Below are 14,403 nucleotides of genomic sequence, written 5' to 3'. Positions count from 1 at the left end.
GGGCCGCTATGGACGCGATCCTCGAACTCCGGGTCGTCGACGGGCCACTCGCCGTCGCGTGCTGGGTCCTCGCCGTCGCCGGGGCCCTGTACCTCCTTTGGGCGGACCTCTCCCCCCGGCCGCGCTGGCGCGGCCTGGCATTCCTCGCGGGCGCGGCCGTCCTGGCCCCCGCAATCACCCTCCTGGTCCACTGGATCCTCGTGGACGTGGCCAGCGTCTTCCCCGAAGACCTCCCGTCCGAGGTGCTCCTCGACGTTGGCATCGGCGTCTTCGGGATCCTGCTCGCCGTCCTCTGCGTCGTCCGGCTCGGCCGGGCCAGACGCCGATGGGGCCGGCGCGTTGCCGCAGTGGGCTCCGCACTCGCCGTCGTCCTCTTCGCGGGACAGCAGATCAACGCGTACTTCGGCCTCAACCTCACCGTGGGTGACCTCACGGGCTCGAGCCTGAGCCGGATCGTCCCCCTGGAGCCAGCCCTCGAGCGCGGGGGAGCGACGGCGGTGCCCCTCAGCGGGTGGAGGCCTCCCGGCGACCTGCCAAGCACCGGGGAGCTGCGCAAGGTCCAGATACCCAACCCGGCCTCCGGTTTCGCGGCGCGGGACGCCTATGTGTACTTCCCGCCCGCCTACTCCGCGGCCGTGCGCCCCGAGCTGCCGGTCCTGGTCCTCATGGCGGGCCAGCCCGGGGGACCGGCCGACTGGCTCAGCGGAGGCCAGCTCCGTGGCCGCATGGACCGCTTCGCCCGGGAGCACGACGGCGTCGCGCCGGTGGTCGTGGTGGTCGATCCCATCGGGAACCCCTCCTTCAACACGCTCTGCATGGACACGAAGATCGCCAAGGCGGAGACGTACCTCGTCCAGGACGTCGTGCCCTGGATCAAGGGGCACCTGAGCGTCTCGGCCGATCCGGCGCGCTGGGCGGCTGGCGGCTTCTCCTTCGGCGCCACGTGCTCCGTGCAGCTGCTGGCCAAGCACCCAGAGCTCTTCGGCTCCGCGCTGGGCTTCGCGGCCGAGAAGGAGCCAGCGCTCGCGAAGGAGCGGAGCAAGACAATCGACACGGCGTTCGACGGCGACACGGCGGCGTTCGAGGCCCAGCTGCCTGCGCACTTCTTCGGCCAGGGAGGCCACGAGGGCCAGTTCCTGTTCCTCGCGGCAGGAACGCGCGATCCTGACTTCATCGCGCAGGCGCATGTGATCGCCGACCAGGCGCGGGGCGGGGGCACTGAGGTCCATGAGGAGATCGTGCAGGGTGAGGGCCATTCGTGGGAGATGATCGCCAAGGCCATGCCGGTCGGGCTCGAGATGCTCGCCGGGCGGTGGGGATTCCCGTGAGCTTCCTGCAGCCTCTGGGCAGCGCTGCGCGGGGTGCCCTGCGGGGCGCGCGGCGGGTTCCGTTCACCCTCGGCGTCATCGCGGCACTGTGGGTCGCCGGCGCGGCCACCGGGAGCATCCTGTCCGGGCCCAGTCCCGCCGTGCTCGACGTCGTCGGCGGCGACGTCGGCTCGCTGCGCTCAGGCCAGTGGTGGGCCGCCCTCACGTCCATCTTCTTCGTCACGAACCCGTTGGCCTACGTTGCGGCAACGGTGGTGGTCGCGGTCCTGGTCCCCGTAGCGGAGATCGCCTACGGCTCGATCCGGGCTGCCGTCCTCTTCTTCGTCGGCGACTTCGCCTCCGTGACCGTCTTCTTCATCGTGACCCAGATGGCCCGGCTGGGCGGGGACGGGTGGCTCGGGTCCATGGTCGAGGACCCGGTGCTCGGGCCGTACCCGGCGGCCCTGTTCACGGCCATGGTGGCGAGCCCGACGCTCGGAGTGCTCTGGCGCCGCCGGCTGCGCGCGGGGGTCCTCGGGATCTCGGGCATGCTCACCCTGTACGTCGGCCACTCGGAGACGGTCCTCGGGCTCATCGGTGCGCTGCTGGGGCTCGCCGCCTCGTGGTGGACGGTCAGGCGCCACGAGCCGCACCCCGTCCTGCCCAGCCCCCGCGAGCGGAGGAACCTGCTCTCGCTCCTCGTCGCCCTCGCGGCCGTGGGTCCCGTGCTCACGGCACTCTCGCTGAGCCCCTCGGGCCCCCTCGCGCTCGTGCGCGACATGGTCCTGAACCCGCTGCCGGTCCTCAGCCAGCTGCAGGAGGACTGCGGCGGCTCGATCACCGGCTCCTGCCTGCAGTCGGCCCAGCCCCTCGCACTCTCGCCGGAGGGCTACATCACGGCCCTCGTGCCTCCGGCGATCCTGCTCGTCTGCGCCCTCGGCCTCCGCCGCGGCCGCACCGTGGCGCTGCAGGTCGCGCTGGCCGTGCAGCTCGCCGTGGCCGTCCTCGCGGTCGGCTACGTGGCACTCTTCCTCCGCATCCCCTTCTCACCGCAGCGCAACCGCTACAGCGTCCTCGCCTCCGGGGCCGTCCACCTCCTCCCGAGCGTGCTCACGGCCCTCGCGCTCGTCGTCGTGCTCTGGCTCAACCGGGAACTGTTCCCTGTGCAGACGGCCCGGGGCATGCGACGGCGCCTCGCCGCCGTCGGACTCGCCCTCGCCGGCGGGCTCGTGGTCGCCTATACGGTGCTCTGGGTGCGGGGCGGCGGCCTCGATCGGCGGGAAGGACTGTGGGGACTGGCATCGGAGGTCGTCAGGCAGTACATCCCCGCCCCGATCCCGCGCTACTACCTCGCGGTCTTCCGCACGCGGGACCCGGCCGAGCTGTGGCTGTTCACCTACAGCGGCCTCATCCTGTGGCTTGCGGCGTTCATGCTCGTCGCGGTCGCGATCCTGCGCGGCCGGCAGACCCTCGGGACCCGGGATGACAGCCTCGAACTCGCCCGCAGCCTGGTGCGGAGGGGCGGCGGGTCGCTGTCCTGGATGACGCTGTGGCCGCCGAACCGCTTCTGGTTCGACAGCCACGCCACGGCAGGGCTCGCGTTCCAGCAGCACGGCGGAGTCGCCCTCTCCGTCGCCGGGCCCATCGGTGCCCCAGGCAGGGGGCCCGCGGCCGTGGAGGAGTTCATCGCGTACTGCTCCAAGCACGCGCTCGTCCCGTGCTTCTACTCCCTCACCTCGGAACTGTGGCCCTTCCTGAGGTCGCGCGGCTTCCAGCGCGTCGAGGTCGCCCAGGAGACCAGGCTCCGCGTGGGCGAGCTGAGCTTCAAGGGCAAGGAGTGGCAGAACGTGCGCACGGCCGTCAACCGGGCCAGCAAGCTCGGGGTGCACGCCGCGTGGACGCGCTACCACGCGCTGACGCCGTCCCAGCGTGTCCAGCTGAGCATCCTCTCGGAGGACTGGTCCGCCCAGAAGTCCCTGCCGGACATGGGCTTCACGCTCGGCGGGATCGACGAGCTCGACGACCCGGAGGTCCTCATGTGCCTCGCCCAGGACGAGGAGGGCCGCCTGCACGGGGTCACGAGCTGGCTGCCCGTGTTCGAGAACGGCCGGGTCGTGGGGTGGACGCTCGACTTCATGCGCCGCAGTCCCGACGGCTTCCCCGGGGTCATGGAGTTCCTCATCGCCTCCGCGGTCAATCGGCTGCGCGCGGAGGTCGAGTGGATCTCCCTCTCGGGGTCCCCGCTCGCGGCCGACCCCTCGGGGGAGCGGGCGGAGGTCGAGTCTCGGGACGAACTGCTCTCGACCCTGCTCGACGCCGTCGGGCAGGCGCTCGAACCGGTCTACGGGTTCCGGTCGCTCGCGAAGTTCAAGTCGAGGTTCCAGCCGGAGTACCACGCCCTCTACATGTACTACCTCGACCCGCTCCAGCTGCCGGCCATCGGCCGCGCGCTCGCGCAGGCGTATCTTCCGGGCCTCACGATGCGGCACCGCATGAGGCTCCTGCGCCAGATCGTCGGATAATCCGCACCGGCGGTGATTATTTACTTTTCAGTCAAGAACGCGTGACTGCATTTCGCCGCGTCCCATGGAGCACAAAAGGGGGGAGGGGCCCCGGCTTGACCGGAGCCCCTCCCTGGCCTTCACGGCCGGTTGCGCGTGCTGCTCAGAGAGCGGTCACGCCCGTGGCCTGCGGGCCCTTTGCGCCCTGGCCGATTTCGAACTCGACCCGCTGGTTCTCCTCGAGCGTGCGGAAGCCGCTCGACTTGATCTCCGAGTAGTGGACGAACACGTCCGATTCGGCGTCATCCGGGGTGATGAAGCCGAAGCCCTTCTCGGCGTTGAACCACTTGACGGTTCCCTGTGCCATTCCTGCGTTCTCCTGTGGATCTGCAACGAGACGCCGCCACTTGTGTGCCGGCCGGGTTACTCCGCGGGAGGACCCGGAGGGCCGGGAACTCCACGCTCGCAACGGTCTTGCGAGCATGCATTGCATGAAAAACACTGCTACCTACATCAAGACTGCTCCTAGCCAACCACGCCGCCGATGCACGGTCAACGGCACCCGCCCATTTCGAGATCAACAGTCTGGATAAATGATGGAAAACGTCGTGCTAACGCGAGTAGTCGGCTGCAGGGGCGGGCAGGAGTTCTCCGCCGCGCACCACTGAGACGAGATTGAGCGCACCGTCCGTCGCCACGAAATCGGCCCTGAGCCCGCGGCGCAGGCTGCCGAATTCATCCGCACGGCCGAGGACCGCGGCGGGGACGGCCGTCGCGGAGAGCACTGCCTCCTCGAGGGGCACTCCGGCCGAGGCGGCACGGCAGACCACCTCGAGGAGCGTCGCGGTCCCGCCGGCGATCGCGCCCGAGGAGTCGAGCGTGGCGATGCCGCCCGCGACCGTCACCGGTGAGGTCCCCAGCGTGTAGTGGCCGTCCGTCAGCCCGGCCGCGGCCATCGAGTCCGTCACGAGCGCGATGTTGGCAGCCCCGACCAGTGCGTACACGGTCCGCACCATCGCCGGGTCGAGGTGGACGGCGTCCCCCACCAGCTCGACGACGGCGCCGCCCGCCGCCGCGGCCCTCAGGGATGCCGCCACGGGCCCGGGCGAGCGATGATGCAGCGGCGGCATGGCGTTGAAGAGGTGGGTGACCGTCGGAACGCCCTCCGCGCCGTCGTACCCGGCCGCGCTCAGCCCGTCCCGGGCCTGCTCGAGCGAGGCGTCCGCCGTGGCGTCGTCGCAGTCGGTGTGCCCCAGGGAGGGCGTCACCCCGTGTGTCGTGAGGAGGTCCACGAGGTCGGCGGCTCCGGGCAGCTCGGGCGCGTAGGTCATCGTCGCGAGCGCGCCCGAGGCCGCCTCGATGAGCTCCATCGCGAGATCGGTGTCCGGGTCGAGGAGGTGGGCCGGATCCTGCGCGCCGCACTGCGCGGGGGAGAGGAAGGGGCCCTCGAGGTGGATCCCGGCCACGAGGTCCTCCGCGTCGAGCTGCGCGAACACGTCGATCCCGCGCAGCAGGTCGTCGCGCGGGGCGGCGACGAGGCTGGCGAGGGGCATCGTCGTGCCGCTGCGGTGGAGGTATCCGACGCCGCGGCGCGCCGACTCCTCGTCGGCGCTCGGGAAGTCGACCCCTGCCGCGCCGTGGCAGTGGAGGTCGACAAGGCCCGGCAGGAGGACGGCGTCGGGCGGAAGCTCCAGGACGGTGCCGCCGAAGGCCACCGCGTCGAAGTCCGCGGCAGGCCCGGCGTACTCGATCCGGTCGTCCTCGACGGCGACCACGGCGTCGTCGATCGAGGATCCGTCGCTCACGATCCGGCCGCGGGCGATGAGCCGCGACGTGCCGGTTCCGCCAGGGCCTGGGATATCGGTGGGGCTCATGCCATGCATCTTAGGCGAGCCCGGCAGCCTTGGGCCCGCCTCCGGCGCCCTGCGACGTCAGAAGAGGCGTGACTCCACGTCGTCGACCCCGCGCATCGCGTCGTAGTCCAGGGTCACGCAGTCGATCCCCCGGTCCTGCGCGAGCGTTCGGGCCTGGGGCTTGATCTGCTGGGCCGCGAAGATGCCCCGCACCGGGGCGAGGAGCGGGTCGCGGTTGAGGAGCTCCAGGTAGCGCGTGAGCTGCTCGACGCCGTCGATGTCGCCGCGGCGCTTGAGCTCGACGGCGACCGTGGCGCCGGAGGCGTCGCGGGCGAGGATGTCCACGGGGCCGATCGCGGTGAAGTACTCCCGCCGGATCAGGGTGAAGCCTTCCCCGAGCGTCTCGATCTGCTCCGCGAGCAGGCGCTGGAGATCGGACTCGACGCCGTCCTTGATGAGGCCTGGGTCCAGCCCGAGCTCGTGGCTCGAGTCATGCACGACCTCGTGGATGTTGACGATGAGGCGGTCGTCGGTCTTGGCCGACTGGACCGTCCACTGCTCGAGCACTCCCTCCTCGAGCTCGGCCTCGGCCGGGGAGGCAACCCGGAGCGTGGCCGGAGGGCTCATCCAGTTGAGGGGCTTGTACGACCCGCCGTCGGAGTGCACGAGCACCGAGCCATCGGCCTTGACAACGAGGAGACGGGTGGCCAGTGGAAGGTGGGCCTTGAGGCGGCCCACATAGTCGACGGAGCACTGGGCAATGACGAGACGCACCCGAGAACTCTACCGTGGCGACGTCTGGAGGCGGACGGCGACCCCGCGGGGGCACGGCAGAATGGAGCCATGCCGCGCTCCAACCGACCCCGTCGCCGTCCCGCAGTCCCACGGAGCGCCAAGGCTGCGGAGGAGTCCCGTGAGGACCGCGACGACTTCGACCCCGAGCGCGTGCTGGCCGGATTTGCCCGCCTCGAGTCCGCGCCCGACGGCGACTGGCGCGTCAGGCAGGTGACAACGCGCAACGCCGCCAAGGAGTACACGTGCCCTGGCTGCTCCCGTACCATCCCGCCGGGGGTGGCGCACCTTGTCGTGTGGGCCGACGACCACCTCTTCGGAGAGGCGGCAGGGATCGCGGAGCGGCGCCACTGGCACACCCACTGCTGGCGCACCAGGACGTTCAGGTACCGCTGACGCCAGCGATACGCTTAGGCCCCATGAGCTTCGACCCCTCTTCGTACGCGTTCACCAGCACCGCAGGGCCCGAGCCGATCCGCGCGAACACGGTCCTGCCCGCGCGGCGGGAGAACATCGAGCTGCGGACCGACGATGGGCTGACGCTCGTGGGGGAGCTCGCCCTGCCCGCCGACCGGGACCCGCTCGCCACGCTCGTCACGCTCCACCCGCTTCCGACCCACGGCGGGTTCATGGACTCCCACGTCTACCGCAAGGCCTCCTTCCGCCTGCCCGCGCTCGCGGGCATCGCCGTCCTCCGCTTCAACACGCGCGGGACGTCGAGCCCCCGGGGGACCAGCGGGGGCCAGTTCGACGAGGGCGTCGGCGAGCGCGCCGACGTCGAGGCAGCGGTGCGGTTCGCCGTCGAACGCGGGCTGCCGCGCCGGTGGCTTGTGGGCTGGTCGTTCGGCACCGAGCTCGCGCTCAAGTACGGCGCCGTGCCGCCGGTCGTGGACGAGATCGACGGCGCCGTCCTCCTCTCGCCCCCGCTGCACCGGGCGGGCGACACGGACCTGGACGCGTGGGCCGCCTCGGGCAAGCCGCTGACGGTCCTCGTCCCTGAGTTCGACGACTACCTCCGCCCCGCCGAGGCCGCAGAGCGTTTTGCCCGCGTGCCGCAGGCCCGGCTCGTCGGCGTCGACGGCGGCAAGCACCTCTGGGTGGGGGAGAAGTACGTCCACAGGGTGCTCAGCGAGATCGTCGCCGACGTGCTGGGCCCGGCCGCGCCCTCGGGCCCAGCCGGGCTGCCCGGGGAGTGGGACGGGGAGCTCGCCGCGGCTCCCTAGTGCTGGTCCTGCCGCTTGATGAAGACTTCGCGGATGAGCAGCATCACGGCGGCAGCCGTCGGGATCGCGATGAGCGCCCCCAGCACGCCGAGGAGGCTGCCGCCGGCGATGACGGAGATGACAGCCACGGGCCCCGGGACCGCGACTGCCTTCTGCATGATGCGCGGGGAGATGAAGTAGGCCTCGAACTGCAGGTAGGCGAAGTAGGCGATCGCGAGGATGACGGCCGTCTGCCACCCGGCCGTGAGGGCCACGACCGAGATGAGGACGCCGGCCACGACCCCTCCCACGAGCGGGATGAACGCGAGGAAGCCCACGACGAAGGCGAGGAGCGCGGCGAACGGGACCTGGAGGATGGTCATGACGACGAAGGCGTAAGTCGCGTTCAGGCCGGCCACGCACACCTGGCCGATCACGTAGTTGCCCACTGAGCGTGTGATCTCCTCGCTCAGCGCCTCGACCCGCGAGCGGCGGGAGCGCGGCGCGAGCCGGTACCCCCACGTCTTCATGGCGGGCAGCGCCGACAGGAAGTACAGGCTGAGAACCACCACGACGAGCACCCCGAAGAGCGAGTTCGCCACGGTGGTGCCGAAGCCGAGCACGCCGCCGAAGACGTTCGTGATCGCCTCCGAGTTCTGGCCGAGCTTCGTCAGCTCCTCGGTGACGCGGTTCTTGATGCCGAACTGCTCGTCGATGCTCTTGTAGAAGTCCGAGGCCAGGAAGTCCGCGATCCAGCCCGGCACGTTGTTCACGAGCTGGGTGATCTGCTCCACCATGGTCGGGATGAGCGTCCCCACGAACGCGCCGAGGACCGCGAAGAGAGCCAGGATCGTGCCTGCGATGCCGACCGCGCGGGGAACCCGTCGGGCCTCGAGCCACCGGACCACCGGGTCGAGGCCGAGCGCGATGAAGAGCGCGGCGAGGATCCACAGCAGCAGCTGCGTGGTGTGCTGCGCGATGTAGTAGATGGCCAGCGCCGCACCGACGCCCACCGTGCCCATGAAGCCCATGTACAGCGGGTGGCGCGAGGACATGCGGGGACCCGGGTGGCCGAACGGCGTCTCGTCGTCCTCGGCCGCGGGGGGCTCGGCCTCCTGCAGCGGGGGCATCTCGAAGCGCACGCGCGGCTGCGCTCCCGGAATGGGGGTCTTGAGACGGTCGGCCACTCCGTGGACGAAGGCGCCGAGACGGTGGTGGGACCGGCTGGCCGCCTCACCGAGGACGGGCGTCGCGAGCGGGGGGTTCTCGCCCGTGGACTCCGGTTCGATGGGCTGGGCCTCGCGGTTCTCTGGCACTCGACTCGCCTTCTGCTCTTCTCTCGCCGTCTGGTCGCGGGACAGCAGTGCCGGCCCCGGTCCAGTCCACCCCCGACGATGCCCCTGTCCCGGCACCCTGCGCCCCGCGCAAACCCTACCAGCAGGGCCGATCTGACTGGATTGTCACGATTTGGTTACCATTGAGAGGTCTAATTCCCCGACGTGAGGTGTTTTCCGTGCGACTTAAGACCGCAGCTGCACTCCTGCTGCTCGGCCTTGTAGCCCTCGTGGCTGGCATCGGCCAGCTATCGTGGTGGGCTCCCAATGACCGTGTGACGGCAACGATTCCCGCCGACACCCAGGATGCCCCCCTCACGGTGATCGACAACCGGCTGGGCGACCTCCGCGGGGGAGAGGCAACCTTGACGATCCGCTCCGAGGGCAGCTTCGTCCTCGCAACGGGCCGACCCGACGACGTTGCCGGCTGGGTGGGCCCGGCCGCCCACAACACGATCGCGGGCGCCTCCGACGACGGCAAGGTCCTCACCGTCCAGCACGCCGACGGCGAGGCCTCGTCGCCGAACCCGGCCGGTGCCGACGTGTTCGCCTCGACGCAGAACGCCAGCGGCGAGTACGAGTACCACTGGGACGTCCCGGACAACGGCGAGTGGCAGCTCATGCTCGCCACCGACGGCAGCGCCCCCGCGCCGCGCGACATCTCCATCACGTGGCCGAGCCATGCGACCACCCCGTGGGCCGTCCCGCTCATCGTGATCGGCGCCCTGCTGGTCGTCGCGGCCGGCGTCCTCGCCTTCCTGCACACCCGACAGGCGGGCTCGCACGGCGGCCCGGCAGGCTCGGCGACGGGGCCCTGGCCACGACGCCGCACGACAGGGTCCACCGCCACGGCAGCCATCCCGCGCACGCCGGGGAAGGCTCCGCGGATGGCCGACGGCGCCACGCGCCGCTCGGGGACCGTCCGGCTGGGAGCCGGGCTCGCCGTCGTCGTCCTCGGACTCACCGCCGCCCCCGCCGCCCAGGCAACCACCGCGCCCTCGCCGAGCGCCGCGCAGGCGCCCTCGGCAGGCCGCGTGCTCCTCGACGACCAGCTCACCCGCATCCTCGAGCAGACCGCCAACGCGGTCCAGGCCGGGGATGACGCGAAGGACGCCGGCAAGCTCAGCCTGCGCGTGGGGGGCAGCGCTCTCCTGGCCCGTACCCAGAACTACAAGGTGAGGGCCGCCGTCGCGAGCGCGCCCGCCCTCTCGCCGGTCCGGGCGGCCAACCTGCGCACGAGCGTCATCACCACCCAGCGCGACTGGCCGCGCACCGTCATGGCGGTCACGCAGGGCGACGGGAACACCACGCCCCAGCTGCTCACCCTGCGCCAGGAGTCTGCCCGGAGCAACTACAAGCTCGTCGAGGCCGCACCGCTCCTGCCCGGGGCCACCTTCCCCGCCACACCGCGCTCCGGCGCCGAGCAGGTGCCGCTGGACAGCAAGGCCGGGCTCGCCTACACGCCGGCCGATGCCATCGCGGGCGTCGCGGACCGCCTCACCTACCCCGACAGCGTCTGGGCGGACCGCGTGCCCGAGAACGCCTACATCAAGGACACGATCGGCTACCAGGGCGACATCGTGAAGAACGGCCCGAACGGCAACTTCACCGCCAAGCACACCCTCGTGGGCAACGAGGCCGCGGCCTTCCGCACGGCCGACGGCGGCGCCGTCATCCTCGCGCCCCTGGACTTCGTGTTCGAGGGCACCCCGAAGGCGTCGGGGGACAAGCTCACCCTCGCCGACGACGCCGCCGCGCTCGCCGGGGGCAAGGAGACCACCGCCGGGATATCGCTGACGTTCCGCGAGTCCCTCGTGATCGTCGTGCCCGCCGACGGCGGGGCCAAGGAGGTCACGCTCATCGGGGCGACCCGCAACCTGACGGGTGCCGCGCTGAAGTAGGCGAGCACGTCATTGTGGGGGGGGCGGGACCGCTGTGTGCGGGCCCGCCCCTCACACTATGGTGGAGCCATGAGTGTTCCCGGTTCCCGCCCTCCCCAGCCGCAGCTGAACCTCCGCGGCGCCGTCGACCTCTCGGCCCTCAAGGCACGCGCGACGGCGACCCCTCCCGCCTCCTCGTCGCACCCCGCCGCCCCGGCGGGAGCGGACGCCGGAGCACCGGGGCCGTCCGGCGCGATCGAGGTCGATGAGCGCACCTTCGGAGACCTCGTCCAACGCTCCGCGACCGTGCCCGTCGTCGTGCTCCTCTGGGCCGCTTACTCGCCCGAGTCGCTCACGGCGCGTGACGACCTGGGTGCGATCGTGGACAGCTACGGCGGCCGCCTGGTCTACGCGACGGCGGACGTCGAGGCGTTCCCCCAGCTAGCTCAGGCCTTCCAGGCCCAGGCGGTGCCGACCGCCGTCGCGATCCTCAAGGGCCAGCCGATCCCCCTGTTCCAGGGTGCCGCCGCCGAAACCCAGGCGCGCGCCCTCTTCGACGAGCTGCTGCGCGTCGCCGAGGCGAACGGCGTGACCGGCACGGCCGACGGCGCCCCCGCCGAGGCGTCCCCCGAGCCGCAGCTCCCGCCGCTGCACCAGGAGGCGTTCGACGCGATCGACCGCGGCGACTTCGCCGCCGCCGAGGCCGCCTACCGCAAGGCCCTGGCCGAGCAGCCCGCCGACCGCGAGGCCAAGGCCGGCCTCGCCCAGGTCCAGCTCATGGCCCGCGTCGCCGAGGTCGACCAGCCTGCCGCGGAGCGTGCGCGTGCCGTGGCCGCCGAATCGCCCGACGACCTCCAGGCCCAGCTCGCCGTCGCCGACCTCGACCTCACGGGAGGCCACGTCGAGGACGCGTTCTCCCGGCTCGTGGGCTTCATCGCCCGCAGCGCGGGCGATGGCAGGGAGGCCGCCCGCGTCCGGCTGCTCGAGCTCTTCGAGGTCGTCGGCACCGCGGACCCGAGGGTCGGTGCTGCGCGCCAGCAGCTCGCCCGCGCCCTGTTCTGACCGCCGTGTCCCACTCAGAGGCGGAGGGAGTGCCCGTCGCCGGGGGCCCTCCCTCCGCGGCGCCCGCGCCCCCTGCCGGGGCCCCTCCCGCGCTGGCGCTGCGCGGCCTCGTCAAGGCGTTCGACGGGAAGCTCGCCGTGGACGGGGTGAGCCTCGACGTCCCGGTCGGCTCGTTCTACGGGCTGGTGGGACCCAACGGCGCGGGCAAGACCACGACGCTCTCGATGGCGACCGGGCTCCTGCGGCCCGATGCAGGGACGGCCTACGTGCTGGGGACCGACGTCTGGAAGGACCCGATCACCGCGAAGCACCTCATGGGCGTCCTCCCGGACGGGGTGCGCCTCTTCGACAGGCTCTCCGGCGAGCAGCTCATCCTCTACTCCGGGCTCCTCCACGGACTCGACCGCCCGACCGCCTCCGCGCGGGCCCGCGACCTGCTTGCCGCGTTCGGGCTCGCCGACGCCGCATCCACCCTCGTCGTGGACTACTCGGCCGGCATGACGAAGAAGGTGGCCCTCGCAGCAGCTCTCGTGCATGCCCCGCGGCTGCTGGTCTTGGATGAGCCGTTCGAGTCCGTGGACCCGATCTCGGCCGCGAACATCCGCTCGATCCTCACCGACTTCACGGCGGGCGGGGGGACCGTCATCGTCTCGAGCCACGTCATGGACCTCGTCCAGCGCATGTGCGACCACGTCGCCGTCGTCGCCGCCGGCCGGATCCTGGCCGCGGGGACCGTCGACGAGGTCCGCGCGGGGGAATCTCTCGAGGAGCGCTTCGTCCAGCTCGTCGGCGGCCCGGGGAAGTCAGAGGGCCTGACGTGGTTGCACACCTGATCAGGCTCAAGCTTGCGCTCCTGCGCAACGGACTCCGACGCAGTCCCCTGCAGCTCATCGGCCTGATCCTGGGAGCCCTCTACGGACTCGGCGGCGTGGCCCTGGGGATCGCGGGGCTGGGCGTCCTGAGGCTCGCGGAGGTGCCCGTGGCCGAGACCCTCGTAGTCCTCGGAGGGTCGGCGCTCGTGCTCGGCTGGGCCCTCGCGCCCATCCTCGTCGCGGGCGTGGACCTCACGCTCGATCCGGCGCGCTTCGCGCTGTTCCCGATTCCCCGGCGCCAGCTCCTCCTCGGGCAGGGCCTGGCCGGGCTGATCGGCGTGCCCGGACTGTGCACGGTGCTGCTGCTCGCGGCGACGGCGCTGACCTGGGCCCGCGGGTGGGCGCCGTTCGTGACTGCGCTGGTCTGCGCCGTCCTGGCGCTCGGCCTGTGCGTCGCCGTGAGCCGGCTCGCCGCGGCGCTCGCCTCCGAGCTCGCGGCCTCGCGGCGGTTCCGCGACGTGAGCAGCGTGCTCCTGCTCATCCCGCTCGTCCTCCTCGGCCCGATCATCGCGCTCGCCGCGCAGTCCCTCGACGCCGTCGGCGCGTCCGGTCTCGTCGCCGCCGGCGAGGTGCTGGGCTGGACGCCGCTCGGCGCGGCGTTCTCGGCACCGGCCGCCGCGGCCCAGGGCAACGGCCTCGAGGCCCTCGCCAAGATCGGCGTCGCCGCGGCTGCGCTCGCACTCGCTGCGTGGGGCTGGTCGGCGGCGTTGGCCCGTGCCCTCCTCCACCCCGCCGGTGCGGGCCGCCGGCGTGCGGGGAAGCGCCACCGGGGAGCAGGGCTCTTCGGCCTCCTGCCCGCCACGCCGGCCGGGGCAGTGGCCGCCCGGTGCCTTGTCTACTGGCTGCGGGACCCGCGCTACGGCTCAGGCCTCGTGGTGGTGCCGCTGCTGCCGGTGGTGCTCTACATGGCCTCCGCGGGCGGCGGGGGCGATCCGTTGGCCGGGCCCTTCGCCGTGAGCGGGCCGATCGTCGGCTTCGTGCTCGCGTGGAGCATCAGCGCGGACGTCTCCTACGACTCGACCGCGTTCGCGCTGCATCTCGCCGCGGGGGTCCGGGGCCGCGACGACCGCCTCGGTCGGGCGCTCGCGCTCCTGGCCTTCGGGCTGCCCGTGACCCTCGTGGCCACGGCCGTGCCGTGCGTGGTGGCGGGCCAGTGGGCGGCGTTCCCCGCCCTTCTGGGGCTCGCGCTCGGGTCCCTCCTGAGCGGCGTCGGGCTCTCCTCGGTGGTGTCGGCGAGATACACGGTGGCGGTGCCCCTCCCGGGCGAGAGCCCCTTCAAGAAGCCCTCGGGGAACGTCGCCCAGACGATGCTGGTCCAGACGGGCGGGCTCCTGGTGCTCGGTGCCCTGATCTCACCCGAGATCGCCCTCGCGCTCCTGTGGGCCGGGACGGGTCAGGCCCACTGGGGATGGCTCGGGCTCGCTGCCGGCGCGGTCCTCGGCCCGGCCCTGGCCGCGGGCGGGGTCGTGCTCGGGGGCCGCTGGCTGGATGCGCGCGGCCCCGAGACGTTCGCCTCCCTCACGCGCGCCCGGTGACGGTCCGGCCGGCGGCCTAGCGGGTCGCGGCCCTAGCGGGTCGCGCCCGGGCTGGATATCCTCGG

General features: G+C 72.1%; 12 protein-coding genes. 8 read left to right on the top strand and 4 right to left on the bottom strand.

Annotated elements, in window-relative coordinates; genetic code table 11:
- Positions 1 to 8 precede the first annotated feature (8 nt).
- Complete coding sequence (locus ACQ5BE_RS03615) at positions 9 to 1,328, top strand: alpha/beta hydrolase (RefSeq protein WP_430295512.1); 1,320 nt, start codon at positions 9 to 11, stop codon at positions 1,326 to 1,328.
- Positions 1,325 to 3,829, top strand: coding sequence for a phosphatidylglycerol lysyltransferase domain-containing protein (locus tag ACQ5BE_RS03610; RefSeq protein WP_430295511.1), 2,505 nt, complete (start codon positions 1,325 to 1,327; stop codon positions 3,827 to 3,829). Before ACQ5BE_RS03615 ends, ACQ5BE_RS03610 begins: the two co-directional genes overlap by 4 nt.
- A 142-nt stretch (positions 3,830 to 3,971) precedes the next feature.
- Here the strand turns inward: ACQ5BE_RS03610 and ACQ5BE_RS03605 are convergent, their stop codons facing one another.
- The 3 genes from ACQ5BE_RS03605 to nucS form a co-directional block, all read right to left on the bottom strand.
- A complete protein-coding gene (locus tag ACQ5BE_RS03605) occupies positions 3,972 to 4,175 on the bottom strand; it encodes a cold-shock protein (protein ID WP_208709177.1) in 204 nt (67 codons plus the stop codon).
- Positions 4,176 to 4,419: 244 nt separating this feature from the next.
- Complete coding sequence (locus ACQ5BE_RS03600; RefSeq protein WP_430295510.1) at positions 4,420 to 5,682, bottom strand: N-acetylglucosamine-6-phosphate deacetylase; 1,263 nt, start codon at positions 5,680 to 5,682, stop codon at positions 4,420 to 4,422.
- 57 nt (positions 5,683 to 5,739) lie between these two features.
- Positions 5,740 to 6,435: an endonuclease NucS gene (gene nucS / locus ACQ5BE_RS03595; RefSeq protein WP_208709173.1), complete on the bottom strand. Its 696-nt coding sequence runs from the start codon at positions 6,433 to 6,435 to the stop codon at positions 5,740 to 5,742.
- 69 nt (positions 6,436 to 6,504) lie between these two features.
- Here nucS and ACQ5BE_RS03590 point away from each other — a divergent pair, with 69 nt between their 5' ends.
- A complete protein-coding gene (locus ACQ5BE_RS03590; protein WP_208709171.1) occupies positions 6,505 to 6,849 on the top strand; it encodes an ATP/GTP-binding protein in 345 nt (114 codons plus the stop codon).
- A gap of 23 nt (positions 6,850 to 6,872) precedes the next feature.
- Positions 6,873 to 7,676, top strand: coding sequence for an alpha/beta hydrolase (locus ACQ5BE_RS03585; RefSeq protein WP_430295509.1), 804 nt, complete (start codon positions 6,873 to 6,875; stop codon positions 7,674 to 7,676).
- On the opposite strand, the gene ACQ5BE_RS03580 is transcribed toward ACQ5BE_RS03585, so the two are convergent.
- On the bottom strand, positions 7,673 to 8,971 hold the full coding sequence (locus ACQ5BE_RS03580) for an AI-2E family transporter (RefSeq protein ID WP_430295508.1): 1,299 nt from the start codon (positions 8,969 to 8,971) through the stop codon (positions 7,673 to 7,675). The genes ACQ5BE_RS03585 and ACQ5BE_RS03580 overlap by 4 nt on opposite strands.
- A 197-nt stretch (positions 8,972 to 9,168) precedes the next feature.
- On the opposite strand from ACQ5BE_RS03580, the gene ACQ5BE_RS03575 reads away from it, so the two are divergent.
- The 4 genes from ACQ5BE_RS03575 to ACQ5BE_RS03560 all read left to right on the top strand — a co-directional run bounded on the left by ACQ5BE_RS03575 (position 9,169) and on the right by ACQ5BE_RS03560 (position 14,338).
- Positions 9,169 to 10,890: a hypothetical protein gene (locus tag ACQ5BE_RS03575; protein WP_430295507.1), complete on the top strand. Its 1,722-nt coding sequence runs from the start codon at positions 9,169 to 9,171 to the stop codon at positions 10,888 to 10,890.
- A 69-nt stretch (positions 10,891 to 10,959) separates the two neighbouring features.
- Positions 10,960 to 11,931 (top strand): co-chaperone YbbN, encoded by a 972-nt coding sequence (locus ACQ5BE_RS03570; protein WP_430295506.1) that lies wholly within the window; start codon positions 10,960 to 10,962, stop codon positions 11,929 to 11,931.
- A gap of 29 nt (positions 11,932 to 11,960) precedes the next feature.
- Positions 11,961 to 12,764 carry an ABC transporter ATP-binding protein gene (locus ACQ5BE_RS03565; RefSeq protein ID WP_430295768.1) on the top strand — a complete coding sequence of 268 codons (804 nt, stop codon included), beginning with the start codon at positions 11,961 to 11,963 and terminating at the stop codon, positions 12,762 to 12,764.
- A complete protein-coding gene (locus tag ACQ5BE_RS03560; protein ID WP_430295505.1) occupies positions 12,749 to 14,338 on the top strand; it encodes a transporter in 1,590 nt (529 codons plus the stop codon). The genes ACQ5BE_RS03565 and ACQ5BE_RS03560 overlap by 16 nt, the downstream gene beginning before the upstream one ends.
- Positions 14,339 to 14,403: the final 65 nt, after the last annotated feature.

This window comes from Sinomonas sp. B1-1 (genome assembly GCF_050474465.1).
Taxonomy (GTDB): domain Bacteria; phylum Actinomycetota; class Actinomycetes; order Actinomycetales; family Micrococcaceae; genus Sinomonas; species Sinomonas flava.
Note: the sequence above shows the minus strand (reverse complement) of the source record. Positions and strands in the feature narration are given on the sequence as shown.